The following is a 17191-nucleotide window of genomic DNA, read 5'->3' as shown; positions in this document are numbered from 1 at the left end:
ATCAGCCAAGGTCGTCCATCGGCTGCCGGTAAACTTTCTTTGGGGTGGTCGAGGGCGTAGGCTCTTCAACTGCTCAAACCTGATACCCCCACCCCCCTTGCGGATCAAGGAGACGAAGCGTGACGCTCCCGTACGCGAGCCAGCCTGCCCCGGTGACCCCGCCGTCAGGCGCCGCCCGGCCCCGACTGACCTTCATCGGCACCGGTTACCTGGGAGCCACCTACGCCATCTGCTACGCCGAACTCGGTTACGAGGTCATCGGCTTCGACGTGGACGTCGACAAGATCGAGAAGCTGGGCAAGGGCGAGGTGCCCTTCCACGAGCCCGGGCTCGACGAGATGCTGCGCCGCAACCTGGCCGCGGGCCGGCTGCGCTTCACCACGTCGTACCAGGAGACCGCCGACTTCGGTGACGTCCACTTCATCTGCGTGGGCACCCCGCAGCGCGCCAGCGGCCTGGGCGCCGACCTGACCTACGTCGAGGCGTCGGTCAGCAACCTGGCCCAGCACCTGAGCCGCAAGGCCCTGATCGTCGGCAAGTCCACCGTGCCGGTCGGCACCGCCGAGTGGGTCGAGCAGCTGGTCGCCAAGCACGCCCGCCCGGAGCTGGCGGTCGAGGTCGCCTGGAGCCCCGAGTTCCTGCAGGAGGGCTTCGCCGTCGACGACGTCATGCGGCCCAACCGCATCGTGGTCGCGACGAAGACCGAGTGGTCGAACTCGCTGCTGCACGCCGCGCACAAGGGCGTCTTCGACCTGGCCGCCACCGAGGACCGCGAGGTGCCGGTGGTCTCCACCGACTTCGCCACCGCCGAGCTGGTCAAGGTCGCCGCGAACTCGTTCCTGGCCACCAAGATCTCCTTCATCAACGCGATGGCCGAGGTCTGCGAGGTCGCCGGCGGCGACATCACTCAGCTGGCCCGCGCGCTCGGCTACGACCCGCGCATCGGCAACCGCTTCCTGCAGTCGGGCGTCGGCTTCGGCGGCGGCTGCCTGCCCAAGGACATCCGCGCGTTCCAGGCCCGCGCCCAGGAGCTGGGCGCCGGTGAGGCGCTGCGCTTCCTGCACGAGGTCGACCTGATCAACCTGCGCCGCCGCCAGCGGGTGCTGAACCTGGCCGCCGGCCTGCTCGGCCGCAAGTTCGGCCCGGCCGGCCCGGACCTGTCCGGTGCGCGCATCGCCGTGCTCGGCGCGACCTTCAAGCCCAACTCCGACGACGTACGCGACGCGCCGGCGCTCGCCGTGGCGGGCATGCTGTCCCGCGCCGGGGCCTCGGTGCACGTGTACGACCCGCAGGGCATGGAGAACGCGAAGCGGGCGCTGCCCGAGGTCGAGTACGCCAAGTCGATGGTCGACGCCGTCACCGATGCCGACCTGGTCTGCGTGCTCACCGAGTGGGCCGAGTTCCGCAACGCCGACCCCGTGGCGCTGGGCGAGGTCGCCGCGAACAAGCTGATCGTCGACGGCCGCAACTGCCTCGACGCGACCGCCTGGAAGTCGGCGGGCTGGACGCTGCGCGCACTGGGCCGCCCGACGGTCTGACGCACTGCCGAGAAGGGCCCGTCCGCACCGCGCGGACGGGCCCTTTCGTTTACGTGGGGTGCGGCGTGTCCCGGCGATCCACTTGCTGACTGAAATGGGGCTTTTCAAAGGTCACTCCTATTAGGCATGCTGCTGCTGAGTGGATCCATACGCCGCGTCAGCGTTCAGTGACGTGCCGGGAGTCGGAGGTAGCCATGGCTGCGGCCACCAGCACGTGCTCGATGTGTGGCCGGGAACGGGATCCGTCGGTGCGCTGCCCGCACTGCGGCAACACCCCGGAGCAGCTCGCTGCCGAGGTGGCCCGGCTCAACAAGGCCATCGCCGACATGAACGCCGAGGACCTGCGCCTGTCCGGCGAGCGCAAGAAGCTGAGCGGCAAGCTGCAGGCGGCGCTGTACCAGCGCGACATCCTCGCCCACGCCGAAGCGCAGCGGCAGAAGAAGGCCGCGCCCAAGCAGCGCCGCTGGATTCCCCGGCCGCCTGGCGCGAAGGATCCCGCCGTGCCGCCCGCGGAGTCGCCGGATCCGGCGGCGGCCGGCCCCGCGGCAGGGGACGACGCTACGGTGCCCCGCCAGGCCCCTGCCGCCCCTCGTGGCGCCGGCACGGGTCGGCCCGGGGGCGCGGCCCGGCCGCCAGGCTCGGGTCGGCCTGCCGACTCGGCGCGGGGCGGCGGCGGGCCGCGGGTCGCGCCGCTGCCCGAGTCGATGGCCGAGCCGCCGCCGGAGGCGTCCGCGCGTTCGGTGCAGAACATCATGCTCGCGCTGGGCTCGCTGCTGCTCGGCATCGCCGCGGTGGTGTTCGGGGCGGTCGCGCTCAGCAACGTCGCCCCCGGCATCCGGCTCACCGTGCTCGCGGTGGCCACCATCGCGCTGCTCGGCATCGCGCCGAGCCTGGTCCGGGGCGGCCTGTCCTCGACCGCCGAAGCGCTGGCCGCGGTCGGCCTGGCGCTGCTGCCGGTCGACGGCTACCTGCTGGCGCAGCTGAGCCTGATCGACACCTCGCTGGCCGTCGTGGCCGGGCTGGTCTTCGCCGCGACGGCCGGGATCTCGTACTTTTACCATCGGGCCACCGGGCTGACCATCCCGCGCTACGCCGTGGTGATCGCGATCCAGCCGGTGCTGCCGCTGCTGGTGTACGACCTGATCCACGGTCCGGCCGGCTGGGCCGTGGTGCTGACCGTGGTGGCCGCGCAGAACGCCGTGATCGCCCGCGCCGTCGAGCTGGCCAACGCCCCCGCCCGGCCCGCGTCGGCGAAGACCGCCGGGCTTCCCGAGAGCGTCGCGACGTTCATGCGTCGGCCCGAGACGGCCGCCACGGCGAGCCGGCGTTCGGCGTTCTGGCTGCGTGAGCTGGCCTGGGTGCTGCACGGGCTGGCCATCGCCGCCGCCACCGTATATGCCGTGGCCGCCCTGCTCACCGCCGACACGGTGCCGTCGGTGCTGCGCGCCTCCGGCACGCTGCTGCTGGCGGTCGGTGTGGCGCTGGTCGGCGCGTTGATGCTGCGCCGGGCACCGCTGAACGAACTCGCCGCCGGGGCCATGGTGCTGGCCGTCATCGGCTCGGCCGCGCGGGTCGCCGTGGTCGCCCTGCCCGACCGGGCGCTGCTGGTCATCGCCGCCGCCGTCGCGATCACCGGCCTGGGCGTGCGGGCCATCCCGGAGCCGACCCGGCGCGGCCCGCAGCTCGCCTCCACCCTCGCCCTGGTCGTGATCGGCCTGTTCACCGCGGGCAGCGCGCTGCGTGCCGCGCTCGCGCCGGTCGCCGCGGCCTGGCCGTTCGGCAGCGCCGACGTGACCGGGTTCACCGCCGAGATCGCGCAGCGGGCCGGTCATCCGGGTTGGCCGCTGGTCGCCACGATCGCGCTGCTCACCATCGCGGCGGCGCTGGCATTGCCCGCCGCATGGCGGCACGAGACCGTCGTCGCGGGCGCGGCGCTCACCGCGCTGGCCGCACCCGCCTCGCTGGGGCTGGGCTGGGTCGCCACCCAATGGCTGCTGGCCGCCGCGGCGATCGCGCTGCTGGCCGCCGGGATCGGCGTCGCGGGCATCGGCGCCGCCGAGGGCGCGCCCTGGGCCGCGGCCACCCCGCGCGCGGCTCGCACGCACCTGATCGCCTCGTTCCTGGTCGGCGCGACCGCGGTCGGGGTCGCGCTGGCGCACACCTGGTCCACCGCAGGGCTGATGGTGGCGTTCACGCTGGCAGGGGTGCTGCTCGCGGCGGCGCAGCGGGCGCTGCCCGTGCCCCCGGCCACCGGGCTGCTCGGCGACGCCGCGGCCGGTGCGGCCGCGTTCGCCGCGCCACTCGCCGTCGGCACCAGTGTGCTCACCCTGTTCCCCGCGGCCGGGGAGCAGGTCGCGCTCGCCTCCGCGTTCCTCGCCTGTGCGGCCACCCTGGGCGTGGTCGCGGCGCGTCTGGTCGCGCATCGCCGCCTGGGCACCCCGCTCGCGCTGGGTGCGGGGCTGGGCGCGCTGGTCGTGGCCGGGGCGTCGTTCGGCACCGCGGGCGCGGGCGTGCTCGACGCCGGGCTGGGCGCGCTGCTGCTGGTCGCGGCGATCCTGCTGGCGCTGGCCCCGTACATCGACTCCGGCCGCCGGGCCGACCGGGCCCTGGACGGCGCGGACTTCGCCGCCGCGGCGGTCACCACCGCGCTGATCGCCGCCCTGGCCCGGGTGGCGCACCTGATCGCCCCGGCGTACTGGCTGGTGCTGTCGGCCCTGCTGGTGTTCGCGGTCGGCGTCGCCGTCCGCCTGCTACCGGAGGAACTGCGCCGCGGGCCCGTCGCGGGCAGTGCCATGGCCGGTGGCATCCTCGTGCTCATCGCCGGCTACCCGGCGCTGGCGGGCGGGATCAAGGCGCTCGCCCGGCCCGGCGACCTGTGGGCGGCCAACCTGGCCCCGGTCGGCGGCGGGGTGGAGTTCGGCTGGCAGGCACCCGCCGCCCTGGTGGTGCTCGCGATCGCCGCCGCCGTCGTGCTGCCGCCGCCGCGCAGCCACCAGGCCGCCGCGATCGCCGCGATCCTGGCCACCGTCGGCACCCCCGCCGCCCTGGGCTGGCCCTGGTGGTCCCCGATCGTGCTGGGCCTGACCATCGCCACCGGGTACGCCCTCGCGGCGGCCGTGGCGCAGGACGCGCGCGCCGGATACACCCGTCTGGCCGTGGCCACCGCGGTGGCACTGCACGCGCTCGGGGCCAGTCTGGTGCGCCCGTGGACCACCGCCGCGGCGCTCGGCATGATCGCCCTCGTCGGCGCGGCGCTCGTGCTGATGGCCGCGCTGATGACCGACCAGGCCCGGCAGGCCGGCGACCAGCCGCCCGGACACCTGGACGTGCTCGGCGGCGGGGGCGTGCTCGCCGTGCTGCTGGCCGGTCCCGCGGCGCTGGCCGCGTTCGCCGCGAGCGCCGGCAAGGAACCCGAGGTGCTGCTGACCGCGGCGCTGGGCGGGGTCAGCATCGGGCTCGCGGCGCTGGCCGCGGCGCGCCGGCCCGCCGCGCCCTACCTGGGCTGGGGCACCGTCGGCGTGGCGATCTCCGGCACGCTGATCGCCCTGCTCGCGCTCGCCAACGGGCATCCCGCCGGGGTGTACGCCGCCGCGGCGGCCCTGCTCGTGGTGCTCGCCGAACTGCTCCGCACCACCACCCGCGACCAGCTCGGCCTCACCCCCGAACCGGTGGCCGTGCCGATGCCGCGCCGCGTGCCGAAGGAGGGGCCGCAGCGCTGGCGCGTCGGGTTCGACACCCGCCAGGAGCTGATCGAGCGCAGCCGGCGCTTCCCGTCGTACCCGGGCGCGATGGCGGCCGCCGCGGCCGCCGCACCGGCCTTCATCGCCCTCACCTCGCTCGCGCCCGCGCTGCACGCCGCGCTGGTCCGCCCGTACGACAGCCTGAACGCGATCTGGCAGGGGCCGCCCGCGGCCGCCACGGTCACCACGGACGTCGCCGCGGTGCTGACCGCGGTGCTGCTCACCGTCGCCGCGGGCATCGCCGCCGTCGGCTTCGGCGGCGGGCCCACCCGGGCCGTGTCCGTCGTGGTCCCCGGCGCGGCGGTGACGCTGCTGATCGCCCCCGCCGGCCTCGGCCTGGCCTGGCCCGCGAGCGTGCTGGCCGGGCTGGGCGTGTTCACGGTCTGCATGCTCAGCGTCGCGCTCACCGAGCCGCCGTCCGGTGACGACGTCGACCGGCCCGTCCGGGCCGCGCGGGTCGCGGTGCTGCTGCTGGGCCTCATCGCGGGCGGCGCGGGCCTGGCCGGGGCGCTGGCCACCCCGGGGCTGACCATCTTCACCTTCGGCGGCGCGGTCGCCGTCGGAGCCGTCGCGGCGCTTGGTGGCAAGAGCCAGCGCGCCCGCATCCTGGGCTGGCTCGGCGCGGCACTGGCCGCGCAGCTGTTCGTGCTGACCGTCAGCCTGCGGGTCGGCGCGAAGCCGGAATGGGCGGCGTTCGGCGTGCTGGGCGTCGGGGCGATCCTCATCGTCGGCGCGGCGCTGCACCCGCGGTTCACCCGCCCGGAGGCGGTGCGCGAGGCCAGCGCGGTCGAGTGGGCCGGCTACACCGCCGGGGTGATCGCCCTGGCCCTGGCCGTGCGGGCGCCGTCGCAGGTCGCGGCGCTGCTCGTCGGCTGGGGAGCGGTGCTCGGCATCGCGGCCACCCGAGCGGGTCGGCCGCCGACCCAGCGCCGGATCCTGTGGTGGGCCGCCGCGGCCAGCGAGATCGCCGCGTGGTGGCTCATCATGCGCAGCGCCGACATCGCGCTGCCGGAGGCGTACACGATGCCGTTCGCGGTGCTCGCGCTCGCGGTCGGGCTGCTGGAGCTACGGCAGCGCCCGCAGCTGGGCAGCTGGGCGGCGTACGGGCCGGCGCTGATCGCGGGCTTCGGCCCCACCGTGGTGGTCGTGCTGGTCACCGACACCAACCCGATCCGCGAGGTCGGACTGCTCGTCGCGGCGATCCTGACCCTGGTGATCGGCTCCCGCTACGGCCAGCAGGCCCCGGTGGCGATCGGCGCGGCAGTCACCGTCATCGCCGCCCTGCACGCCCTCACCCTGGTCGGCACGACCTGGCTGGGCGTCCTGGTCGGCGGCATCGTCCTCATCGTCCTGGGTGCCAACTCCGAACGCCGCCGCCGCGCCACGGACCGCTACAAACAACTCCGCTGACCGGTCCTTGATCATCAGACTTGCCAGGCACCTGTGCGTATCTTGACCGTTGATACGCACAGGTGCCTGGCAAGTCGAGCGATCTTGGTGCGGCGCGGGACCGCGCCCAGGGCTGCGGCGCGAAGGACCCGGCAGGGTCAGAGCGTCGCCTGGAGGGCGGCGTCCTTTTGGGCGACCAGTTCGGTGAGGCTGTGGGCGTAGTCGGTGAGCTTGGCGCGCAGGGTGGCGTCGTGGGCACCGAGGATGCGCGCGGCGAGCAGGCCCGCGTTGCGGCCACCCGCGATGGAGACCGTGGCGACGGGAATGCCCGCGGGCATCTGCACGATGGACATCAGCGAGTCCATGCCGTCGAGGTACTTCAGCGGCACCGGCACACCGACCACCGGCAGCGGGGTCACGCTGGCGACCATGCCGGGCAGGTGCGCCGCGCCGCCCGCGCCCGCGATGATGACTTTGATGCCCCGGTCCGCGGCGGTCTGCCCATAATCGATCATGAGTTGCGGCGTACGGTGCGCCGACACGACCCGCACCTCGTAGGTCACGCCGAACTCGGCCAGCGCCTCGGCCGCCGGTTTCATCACGGGCCAGTCCGAGTCGGACCCCATGATGATCCCGACCTGCGGTGCGGGAGTCTGCTCAGTCATGCCGAAACCTTCCTTCGCCGGGTGGCGGCCAACGAATCGAGCGTGGCGCGCCGCCTGCTCATGCCTCAGGTGCCTTGCCGTAGGTGAGCCAGTGGCCGGCGCGGGCCGCACGGGCGCGGCAGTCGGCGAGGTCGTCGCCGAGCGCGGTGACGTGCCCGATCTTGCGGCCGGGGCGGGTCTGCTTGCCGTACAGGTGCACCTTCACGCCCGGCTCGGCGGCCATCAGGTGGTGCAGCCGCTCGTCGATCGACAGGCCGCCGTCGGGCCCGCCGAGCACATTGGCCATGACGACCACGGGCGCGGCGAGCGAGGTGTCGCCCATCGGGTAGTCGAGGACCGCCCGCAGGTGCTGCTCGAACTGCGAGGTGCGGGCACCCTCGATGGTCCAGTGCCCGGAGTTGTGCGGCCGCATGGCCAGCTCGTTCACCACGAGCCCCGACGGAGTCTCGAACAGCTCCACCGCCAGCAGCCCGACCACGCCCAGCTCGTTGGCGAGGCGGATGGCCAGCTCCTGCGCCCCGACCGCCACGTCCTCGGGCAGGTCCGGGGCGGGGGCGAGCACCTCGACGCAGATACCGTCGCGCTGCACCGTCTCGACCACCGGGTACACCGCGACCTGCCCGTACGGCGAGCGGGCGACCTGCACGGCGAGTTCGCGGCGCAGTTCGACCTTCTCCTCGACGATCAGCTCGGCCCCGCTGGCCAGCAAGTCGATGATCTCCTCGACGTCGTTGACGACGAACACGCCGCGGCCGTCGTAGCCGCCGCGGGCGGTCTTCACGACCGCGGGCAGCCCGAACTCGACCAGTTCCGCGGCCGAGGCGATCGGGGCCCACCGCGGCACGGGCGCGCCCAGCTCCGACAGCTTGCGGCGCATCAGGTGCTTGTCCTGGGCGTACTGCAGCGCGTCGGCCCCCGGGAAGACCTTGTGACCGGCCGCGACCAGGGCGCGGATGTGCTCGCCGGGAACGTGCTCGTGGTCGAAGGTGACCACGTCGCACGACTTCGCGAAGGTGCGCAGGGCGTCCAGGTCGGTGTGGCTGCCCAGCTGGACGTCGGCCGCGACCAGGGCCGCGGACTCGTCGACGTCGTTGGCCAGCACCCGCAGGGACTGGCCGAGGGCGATCGCCGCCTGGTGGGTCATACGGGCGAGCTGGCCGCCGCCGATCATGCCGACGACAGGGAGGCCGGTGCGAGTGTCCATCGGCAAGGAGTCTAGTCAGCGCCGACGTGCCGAAGCCTTCGCGCCCTTGCGACCGGTGGGCTGCGCCACGCGGCGGGGCGCGGACAGCGCCAGCACCAGCGGGGTGCGCTCGTCGCCCTGGCCGAAGGGGTTGCGCTCGCACAGCCGCTCCAGCAGCCCGGCGGGCGGCTCACCGGGCAACGACCAGCCCAGCAGCCGCATGCCGCCGTCTCCGGCGCCGACGACGGCGCAGCCGGCGAGCATGGCGTACACCTCGTCGGGCAGGGTCTTGCGCAGCGCCGCGACGATCTGCTCGGCGACCCGGTCGGCGTCGCGCGGCGGCGGCACCACGGCCAGGTGCGCGGGCGGGCAGGCCTGCTCGCGGGGCGGGCAGACGGAGCGGACCAGCGGCCCGGCGAAACGCTCGGACCAGGCCCGGCGGCCGAGCCGGGCACTGAGCACCGCCAGCCCCAGCCGGACCGGGCCGCCGTGGTCGAGCGCCACCTGCATGCTCCACGGGTCGGCGAGCCCGACCGCGGGCCCGGCGAGCTTGACCAGCGCGCGGGCGTACGAGCCGGGCTCGATCTCCCAGATGGCGCGGGACAGGCCCTGGGCCACGGCGACGGGTTTCGCGGCGACGAGCAGGTGCCAGGGGCGGCGCAGCGCCTGCCGGGCGGTCTTGTCGGCGCCGTGCGCGAACTCGGCGACGTACCAGGCGAACTTCTCGGTGTAGCGGTCACCGGCCGCGATGGGCTCGGTGAGCACCGGGTACGTGGTCCAGTCCTGGCCGGCCGCGGTGATCACCAGGGGGCCGGGCGCGGGGCGGGCGGCGGGCACGTCGGGGGTGCGCTCGTACGGGCCGAGGACCGTGGTCAGCCAGCGTTCCAGCAGGTAGCGCCGCCACAGCCGGGTCACGTCGGCCTCGGGCGCGGTCGGCAGGTGCTGCATGACGGCGAGCGCGTCGTGATCGGTGCCGCCGTGGCGCGGGTACAGCAGCGCGCTGATCGTCTCGGCACGCAGCCGCAGCAGGATCTCCCGCAGCGGCGGCTCCAGGGTGGCGGCGGCCGGGGCCGCGGCGGCGGCGCGCAGCGAGACCGGCGGCAGGGTGCGCTCGGCAAACCCGCGCAGTTCGGCGCGCAGGGCCTCGTCGGTGGTCTCCAGGTCCCGGTACGGGAAGCGCAGCGCGACGCCGTACCGGCTGGCGACCCGGTCGGCCAGGCGCGGCAGGTGCCCGACCGGCCCGTTCCAGCCGCCGGCCCCGAGCAGCGCGTCGACCTCCCCGCCGGTGGCCCGCGCCACCGCCCAGGCCAGGTAGCTCGCCAGGTCGGGCATGGGTTCGCCGACGTCGGCGAGGAAGCCGTCGACGTCGATCTCGTCGGCGAAGAACGGCAGCGCCCGGTGCCGTACATGGCCGTCGGGCAGCGGCCCGAGCAGCGCCGAGGCGTACGCGGACGAGTCCGCCGGCAGCCCCGGGAAGTTGACCGAGTAAACGGGCAGGCCGCGGGGCTCGCTGCGCTCGGACAGGGCCGCGCCGAGCACCGCCGCGCCGGGCAGGCCGGGACCGAGCAGCACCCCCAGCCGTCCCTCGCCGACCGCGCCGAGCAGCGCCATCCGGCCGGTGATCGGGTGACCCCGGTGCCGGACGGGCGGGTGCGCGCGGACCACCCAGCCCTCGGTGTGCCCGGCGGAGATCTCGACGACCTGGTGCGGCAGCACCCGGCGGATGCCGTCGAAGAAGGTGGCCGCGCCCTCGTCGCAGCTGCCCACGGCCAGGAAGCGGGCGACCGTCTCCGGGTCGGGCCGGGCCGGCACCCCCGCGGCGAGCAGCGCGGAGGGCTCGCTCGCGACCAGCACCGCGCCGCGGCAGCGGGCGTAGTAGAGCGGCGGGCCGTCGCCGTTGCGGGCCAGCACCAGGCCGTCCGGGTCGGCCATGATCAGGGTGTACGGGTCGGGACCGCCGACCAGGCCCAGCGGCCCGCGATCGGCGTACCGGTTGGCCAGGGTGCTCAGCTCGACGATGCCGTCGACGACCAGCGTGGTGGTGTCCAGCCGGTGCACGATCGGCATCGCCGCCCGGATCAGGAGTTTCGCGGAGCCGCAGACGCCGCGGGCCTCCTCGGAGCCGCGCGGGGCGAGCGCGCGGGACAGTGCGGTGAGCGTGTCGGTGGAGCTGCGATCGGAGCCGAAGCTCAGCAGGGCGGCCAGACCGGCCACGCGACCATCTCCTCAGGGAAGGCTGGGCGACAGTGGCGGCACGGGGCACGCCACGCGGGGGAAGCCTCAGCCTAGCCAGGATTGTCCGTTTGGCCGTTCATATCGCACTATCGGGCGAGAATTGTCGCCAGTTCGACAGTCGTCGTCACGGGACGGTCGCAGACGAAGCCCCGGCAGACGTACGCCGTGGGCTGGTCGCCGACCATCGTCCGGCCCGCCAGCAGCGGCACGCCCGGCGCGTCCGGGTGACCCGCCACGATCACCGCTCCGGGTGGCGCGTGCTCGATCGCGGTCAGCACCAGCGGGTCGGTCTCCGGGTCCGTGGTCGCGATCGCGATCTCGTACGGCCCCGACAGCAGCGCCTCCGCCCCCGCGGCGGCGTACCCGGCGAAGCGCGGATGCCGGGCCAGCAGCGGCACCACCGTGGACAGCGCCCGCTCGGCCATCTCGTGCCAGCGCGGCTCCCCGCTCAGCGCGGAGTAGCTCAGCAGCGCGTTGACCAGCGACGACAGCCCCGACGGGGTGGCGTTGTCGGTCGGGTCGGCGGGCCGGATCACCAGCTGCTCCGCGTCGTCGGCGGTGTCGTGGAAGCCGCCCTGCCCGTCCCGGAACCGCTCCCCCGCCGTGTCCAGCAGCCGCCCCGCCGCCTCCAGCCAGCGCCCGTCCCCGGTGACCTGGTGCAGCGCGCAGAACGCCTCGGCCACGCAGCCGTAGTCCTCCAGCACACCCGCCGGCTGCCCGACCACCCCGTCCCGGGACACCCGGCGCAGCCGCCCGTCGACGACGTGCCGCGTCAGCAGCAGCTCGCCCGCCTCCACCGCGATCGACCGGAAGTCCACGTTCTCCACGTCGGCGACGTCGCCGACCTCGGTGTAGTTGCGCCAGAACTCGCACAGCGCGGTGATCGCCAGGCCGTTCCAGGCCGCGACCACCTTGTCGTCGCGCATCGGCTGCGGCCGCTCGCGGCGCGCGGCCATCATCAGCCCGCGCACCCGCTCCCAGCGCTGCTGGACCTCCGGCGCGACGTCGTCGATGTCGCGCTTGAGCACCAGCACCGACGTGCCGTGCTCGAACGTGCCCGAGACGGTCACCCCGAACAGGTCCGCCGCGAACTTCGCGTCGTCCTCCCCCAGCACTTCGACCAGCTGCGCCGGGGTCCACGAGTACGTCGTGCCCTCCACGCCCTCGGTGTCGGCGTCCAGCGCCGAGGCGAAGCCGCCCTCGGCCGTCTGCAGGTCGTTGACCAGGAACATGGCCGTCTCGGTGGCGATGCGCTGCGCCATCGGGTCGGCGGTCAGCCGCCAGATCTCGTTGTACACCCGCAGCAGCAGCGCGTTGTCGTACAGCATCTTCTCGAAGTGCGGCACCGTCCACGTCGCGTCCACCGCGTACCGGTGGAACCCGCCGCCGAGCTGGTCGTAGATGCCGCCCCGGGCCATCGCCTCGCCGGTGTGGCGCACCAGCTCCAGCGCGTCGGCGTCCTTGGCCCGCTGGTGGTGGCGCAGCAGGAACAGCATCAGCATGTGCGGCGGGAACTTCGGCGCGCCCCCGAAACCGCCCCGCACGCTGTCGTAGTCGGCGCGCAGCCGCTCCACCGCGTGGTCCAGCAGCTCCTTGGTGATCTCGCCGCCGCCGTCGAGCGGGTTGCGCGCGATCGCCTCGACCACCGCGTCGCCCTGCTCCAGCACCTGGGTGCGCTGATCACGCCAGGCCTCGGTGACCGCCTCCAGCAGCCGGGTGAACTGCGCCTTCGGGTAGTACGTGCCGCACAGGAACGGCTTGCCGTCGGGCGCGGCGAACACCGTCATCGGCCAGCCGCCCTGCCCGGTCATCGCCTGCGTCGCCGACATGTAGACCGCGTCCACGTCGGGCCGCTCCTCGCGGTCCACCTTGATCGCCACGAAGTGCTCGTTGACCAGGTCACCGACGACCGCGTCCTCGAACGACTCGTGCGCCATCACATGGCACCAGTGGCAGGCGGCGTATCCGACGGAGATCAGCACCGGCACGTCGCGCCGCTTGGCCTCCTCGAACGCCTCGTCGCACCACGGCCACCAGTGCACCGGGTTGTCAGCGTGCTGCAGCAGGTAGGGCGAGGTCGCGTCCCCGAGTCGGTTCACACGTCCCACCCTCTCACAGCGCCCCGCCCCGTGCCTCGGTGCCCCATTTGTCGCCGTACCACGCGCTCGGTCCTGCAGTTTCGGGGAACTGCGCGAATCACGGCCGGGATGAGTGCAGAAACCCGGAAACTGCACCTCAGCGCAGGTGCACGGGCAACAGATTCATGATCGCATTCCAGCGGTACGGCTGGTCCTGGCGCTCGGGGCGTAACGCGTCGCGCTCCGTCACCAGCGCACCCCACTCCGCCAGCAGGGCCAGGTTGCGGCGGAAGCCGGGATGCGCCGCGAGAGCCGCCTTCGCGTACGGGCTGACGATCGTCGGCACCCGGAGCCCGAACACCGTGTTCAGCAGCCCCAGCGCCACGTTGTCGTTGATCCCGGCCACCCACTTGTTGATCGTGTTGAAGCTGGCCGGAGCGACGATGACAAGATCCGGACCGGCCGCCTGCCGCTGCTCGTCGGGTTTGCGGGGGCCAACGGCGATCGAGTTGCCGGTCAGCGCCTCCAGCGCCGGCAGATTTAGCCAGTCCACGGCGGTCGCGGTCGGCACGACCTGGACCGTCCACTCGTCCGCCAGAAGCAGCCCGATCAGTTCGGCCACGGCCGTCGCGGGCGGAGCCGCGCATACGACAAGGTGAGCGTTTCTTCTCAGGTGTGAGCTCTGAGGCACGCCCAAGAGCGTCTCATCACGAGCCGACACCAGCTGAAACCCCTCAGTCGCGCCGCCTGCCGGTCTCTGCGGACGGTCGCGGTGACGCTGATTTCGGGCGCGGCAGCGGAAGGGCCGCTCGCTCAGCCGGACGGCCCCAAGTAACCACGTTGCCGCCGGTGGGGGCGGTGTGATGAGGTCTCGGGCATGACGGGGGCGGCTTTCCTGGACACACCGACGGCACTGACCACCGCGCAACGGGCGGCGCTCGCGCACGTGACCGGGGTCGCGACCCGGCGTCGCGCGCGGGCGCTGGAACGCCTCGGGGAGGTGCCCGACCTGCCCGAACTCCTGGCGGCCGTGGCCACGCACGGGCGGGTCACGCTGAACTTCCACCCGGACCGGCTGATGTCCGACGGGCGTACCGTCGCCGAGTCGATGGCCGCCGACGGCCGCTACCGGAGCCAGTTCGAGACCGGCGTGACCAACGGCAGCCGCACCGCCTTCCTGGGCGGCGACCGCGACCGCTGGGAGCAGGCCCTGTTCGGCGACGCCTACCCGGGCGCGCTGCCCGCCGAGCGGCCGCTGTACGGCGGGCTGAACCTGCTCGGCCACCCCGACGGGGCGTGCCCGCGGTTCGGCTCCTGCCACGTGCGGCTCCGGCCGTCGGTGAACGCACGCTGCACGGTGACCCTGGGCGACAGCCACCTCGGCCCCGCCGACGTCGGCACGCTCGCCGTCTTCGCGCCGGTGCTGGCCGGGCTCGTCGAACAGGCCCGCGAGACCGGCGTGACGCTGGGCCGTCCCGGTGTCGACCCGCTCGCGGCGCTGCGGGAACTCGCCGGGGCCGCCCCGGCCGCCGAGCCCGGCCGGGCCCTGGACGACTACCTCGAAGTGCAGGTCCACGGGCCGGTGGACCTGGCCGTGGACGCCGAGGCGCTGGTGCTCGACCCGAGCTTCCACGGCACGGCCGCCGGCGACGTGCTCGCCGGACTCGCCGCACGACTCGGCGTGGATCTGGAGTGGCATGCCGGCTTCGAGCTGACCGCCGCCGAGGTGGGGCCGGACTTCCGCGGTCCGGCGATCCCGCCCCTGGCCGCCCACGTGTGCGAGCGCTACGCCGGCCCGCGCGGGACCTTCGACGCCGAACTGGTCGGCCGCGCAGCCGCCGACATGCTCCGCGACCCGCTTTCGTGGTCCCCCTGGGGCACCCCCGACGAACTCCTCCAGTACGTCAAACAGCTCTGGCACACCCTCGTGCACACCGGCCGTCCGTTCGCGGGCCGCTGACCGGCGGGCAGTCCGGTGGCTGCGCTTTCCCCGAAGCGCAGCCACCGGATGGACGGCGGGACGGCGTCAGCGGCCGGACTTCATCGCCGCCAGGCGGGACTCGATCTCCTGGTCGCGGGCCGAGGCGGACAGCTCCTCGAACTGGGCGTCCACGGTGGAGGCCTGGAGTTCGTCGTGGCCCTTGAGGCGGGCCTCCTCGCGGCGGACCATCTCCTCGAAGCGGTTGATCTCGCTGCTCGGGTCGAGCGCGTCGATGCTGCGCGCCGAGCTCTGCACCCGGCCGCGCGCCTCGGTGACCTTGGCCCGGCCGACCAGCTCGTCACGCTTGCGGCGCAGCTCGTCGAGCTTGCCGCGCATCTGGGTGACACCCTGCTTGAGCTGCTCGGTGACCTGCGTCTGCTCGGCGATCATCGGGCCGAAGCTCTTCACGTCGTTCTCGTACGCGATCTGCTTGCCGATCGCGATCCGTGCGAGGTTGTCGAACTTGTCGGCGTCGGCGGCGTTGCTGGAGCGCACCTGGTCGGCCTTGGCACTGGCGGCCTGGGCCTTGGCCTGCCACTCGGCGGCGTTCTTCGTCGCCTCAGCCGAGTCGGCCTCCAGCAGCCGCAGGTTGCCGATGGTCTGCGCGACGGCGTTCTCGGCCTCGCTGATGTTCGCGGTGTAGTCGCGCACCATCTGGTCGAGCATCTGCTGCGGATCCTCGACGTCGTCGAGGATGGCGTGGATGTTGGCGCGGGCCATCTGGGTGATGCGCCCGAGGATCGACTGTGCCGCCATGATCAATTCCCCCCTGGTTGTTCCTTCTCCGGTCTCGCCCACGTGCTGGGGCCGCCGAAACGGCCCTGCACCGGCGGCGCCACGGACGCAGCCGCGCCGCCGGTCTGGTTCGCCTCGCTGGTGAGGCCGATACGGAAGCCGCCCATGCCGCCGCCGAGCATGTTCTCCAGCAGGATGCCGCCGAGCACTGCGCCACCCATGCCGCCCGCGGCCGCCGTGCCGAAGCCGCCCGGACCGCCGATAATCACGCGGCCGCCGCCCAGCTGCCCGCCGTACGCCGACGGGAAGGACCAGCGCTCGACGTCGTCGCGGGCCGAGTCGACGGCCTGCGCGGCGAGGTCGTGCGCGCGCTCCGCGGCGGCCAGCGCGGCGACCGGGTCGGTGCCGCTCTCGGCGCGGTCGAGCTGGGCGTGCGCCTCCGACAGGCGGGCGCGGGCCGTCGAGCCGACCGCGCCGCGGCGCGTGGTGATGTAGCCGGTCGCCGAGTCGACGGCGGCACGGGCAGCGTGCAGGGTCTGCTCGAGCTGGCGGCGGGCCTGCTCGGTGCGGTTCGCGGCGTCGCGTACCCCGCCCATGGCCTCGGCCAGGCCGGAAGCGGCTGTCTCCAGCCGGCGCATCATGCCCAGCGGGTCGGTCTTCGCGCCCGCCAGCTGCGTACGCACGTCCCCGGCGACCTGGTCGGCCCGGGCCACCGCGGCAGCGAGATTCATCTGGTCCGCGCCGCCCGCGCCCCCGGCGGCTTGCATCGCGGCCTTGCCGGCGGCGACCTCGGCCTGCACCTCGTCGAGCAGGCCGGTCACGTGCTGCCCTGCCGCGTCCAGATCGGTGGCCGCCTTGTCCAGCGCGTCCAGCAGGGCTCCGGCCTGGCCGGTGGCCTGCTCGGCCCCGCGCAGCGACAGCGCCGCCTTGCCGCGGTCGCCCGCCGCGATGTCGGCGCCCGCCGCGGTGAGCTGCTCGTCGGCGAAGTCGAGCCGTGCGGTGGCCTCGGTGACGTTGCCCGCCACGGCGGTCAGCGCGCCCTCGGTGTAACGGTCGGTGAGCCTGGTCAGCTTCGCCTCGGCCACGGGGAGCGTGCCGCGCAGCTGCCCGGCGCGCGCCGTCAGCGATTGCGCCAGCTCCTCGGCGTTGGCCTGCATGGCACGCAACTTCTCGAAGGCGTCCGCCTCGGCGTCGAGCCGCCTGTCCACCGTCGAGCACCGGTCGACGATCTCGCGCAGCAGCCGCCGCTGGGTGTCGTCGTCCTCCGGGATCTCGTCGTCGAGCTGGTGGCGGATACGGAACGCCGCGGCCAGGTCCTCCTTCGCGGCGGCGACCGCGGCGGCGAACGTGGTCACGGCCTCGGCACCGTACTCGGCGGTCGCGAAGCCCAGTTCCTGCTCGCTCGTGCGCACCGCGTTGTCCACGGCCACCAGCTGCCCGTTGGCGTACGTGTTCAGCTGGGTGGTGCTGTATGCGGCGAACGGGTCGGCCGGGCCGGCCTGCTGCGGGGTGGCCTGCGCCGTCCCCTGACCGCGCCCCTTGCGCCGCCTGGCCACCGTCAGCGCCAGGACCACGCCCAGCACGATGATCGCGAGGCAGCACAGAACCGAGAAGAGATCGACCTCAGTGGTCTGCACCGGCACGTGA

At 74.1% G+C, this 17191-nt stretch carries 10 protein-coding genes; 3 read left to right on the top strand and 7 right to left on the bottom strand.

Going from position 1 to position 17191, the window contains the following annotated elements; genetic code table 11:
- Positions 1-119: 119 nt before the first annotated feature.
- Both AB0B66_RS03220 and AB0B66_RS03215 read left to right on the top strand, forming a co-directional pair.
- The gene (locus AB0B66_RS03220) at positions 120-1538 is read left to right on the top strand and encodes a UDP-glucose/GDP-mannose dehydrogenase family protein (protein WP_203689517.1); all 1419 of its coding nucleotides are present in this window, start codon (positions 120-122) and stop codon (positions 1536-1538) included.
- Positions 1539-1732: 194 nt separating this feature from the next.
- The gene (locus tag AB0B66_RS03215; RefSeq protein WP_360522117.1) at positions 1733-6688 is read left to right on the top strand and encodes a permease; all 4956 of its coding nucleotides are present in this window, start codon (positions 1733-1735) and stop codon (positions 6686-6688) included.
- A 137-nt stretch (positions 6689-6825) separates the two neighbouring features.
- On the opposite strand, the gene purE is transcribed toward AB0B66_RS03215, so the two are convergent.
- The 5 genes from purE to AB0B66_RS03190 all read right to left on the bottom strand — a co-directional run bounded on the left by purE (position 6826) and on the right by AB0B66_RS03190 (position 13519).
- Entirely contained in the window at positions 6826-7332 is a 507-nt protein-coding gene (gene purE / locus AB0B66_RS03210; protein WP_360522114.1) for a 5-(carboxyamino)imidazole ribonucleotide mutase, read from the bottom strand.
- Between the two features lie 58 nt (positions 7333-7390).
- Positions 7391-8536, bottom strand: coding sequence for a 5-(carboxyamino)imidazole ribonucleotide synthase (locus tag AB0B66_RS03205; protein ID WP_360522111.1), 1146 nt, complete (start codon positions 8534-8536; stop codon positions 7391-7393).
- 15 nt (positions 8537-8551) lie between these two features.
- The gene (locus AB0B66_RS03200) at positions 8552-10729 is read right to left on the bottom strand and encodes a hypothetical protein (protein ID WP_360522108.1); all 2178 of its coding nucleotides are present in this window, start codon (positions 10727-10729) and stop codon (positions 8552-8554) included.
- A 107-nt stretch (positions 10730-10836) separates the two neighbouring features.
- On the bottom strand, positions 10837-12849 hold the full coding sequence (locus tag AB0B66_RS03195; protein WP_360522105.1) for a thioredoxin domain-containing protein: 2013 nt from the start codon (positions 12847-12849) through the stop codon (positions 10837-10839).
- Positions 12850-12985: 136 nt separating this feature from the next.
- Positions 12986-13519 (bottom strand): flavoprotein, encoded by a 534-nt coding sequence (locus AB0B66_RS03190; RefSeq protein ID WP_360522102.1) that lies wholly within the window; start codon positions 13517-13519, stop codon positions 12986-12988.
- Positions 13520-13705: 186 nt separating this feature from the next.
- Here AB0B66_RS03190 and AB0B66_RS03185 point away from each other — a divergent pair, with 186 nt between their 5' ends.
- Positions 13706-14788, top strand: coding sequence for a DUF3626 domain-containing protein (locus AB0B66_RS03185; protein ID WP_360522099.1), 1083 nt, complete (start codon positions 13706-13708; stop codon positions 14786-14788).
- Positions 14789-14854: 66 nt separating this feature from the next.
- Here the strand turns inward: AB0B66_RS03185 and AB0B66_RS03180 are convergent, their stop codons facing one another.
- Both AB0B66_RS03180 and AB0B66_RS03175 read right to left on the bottom strand, forming a co-directional pair.
- Positions 14855-15565, bottom strand: a complete 711-nt coding sequence (locus AB0B66_RS03180; protein WP_360522096.1) for a PspA/IM30 family protein — start codon at positions 15563-15565, stop codon at positions 14855-14857.
- Positions 15566-15567: 2 nt separating this feature from the next.
- The gene (locus AB0B66_RS03175) at positions 15568-17187 is read right to left on the bottom strand and encodes a hypothetical protein (protein ID WP_360522093.1); all 1620 of its coding nucleotides are present in this window, start codon (positions 17185-17187) and stop codon (positions 15568-15570) included.
- Between the last annotated feature and the right edge of the window lie 4 nt (positions 17188-17191).

Source organism: Catellatospora sp. NPDC049111 (genome assembly GCF_040648615.1).
Lineage (GTDB): Bacteria > Actinomycetota > Actinomycetes > Mycobacteriales > Micromonosporaceae > Catellatospora > Catellatospora aurea.
Note: the sequence above shows the minus strand (reverse complement) of the source record. Positions and strands in the feature narration are given on the sequence as shown.

Bases quoted from the DNA above. Each gene is read 5' to 3' on its own strand.
- AB0B66_RS03205 (WP_360522111.1), bottom strand. From the start codon at position 8,536: ATGGACACTCGCACCGGCCTCCCTGTCGTCGGCATGATCGGCGGCGGC.
- AB0B66_RS03215 (WP_360522117.1), top strand. From the start codon at position 1,733: ATGGCTGCGGCCACCAGCACGTGCTCGATGTGTGGCCGGGAACGGGAT.
- AB0B66_RS03180 (WP_360522096.1), bottom strand. From the start codon at position 15,565: ATGGCGGCACAGTCGATCCTCGGGCGCATCACCCAGATGGCCCGCGCC.
- AB0B66_RS03185 (WP_360522099.1), top strand. From the start codon at position 13,706: ATGACGGGGGCGGCTTTCCTGGACACACCGACGGCACTGACCACCGCG.
- purE (WP_360522114.1), bottom strand. From the start codon at position 7,332: ATGACTGAGCAGACTCCCGCACCGCAGGTCGGGATCATCATGGGGTCC.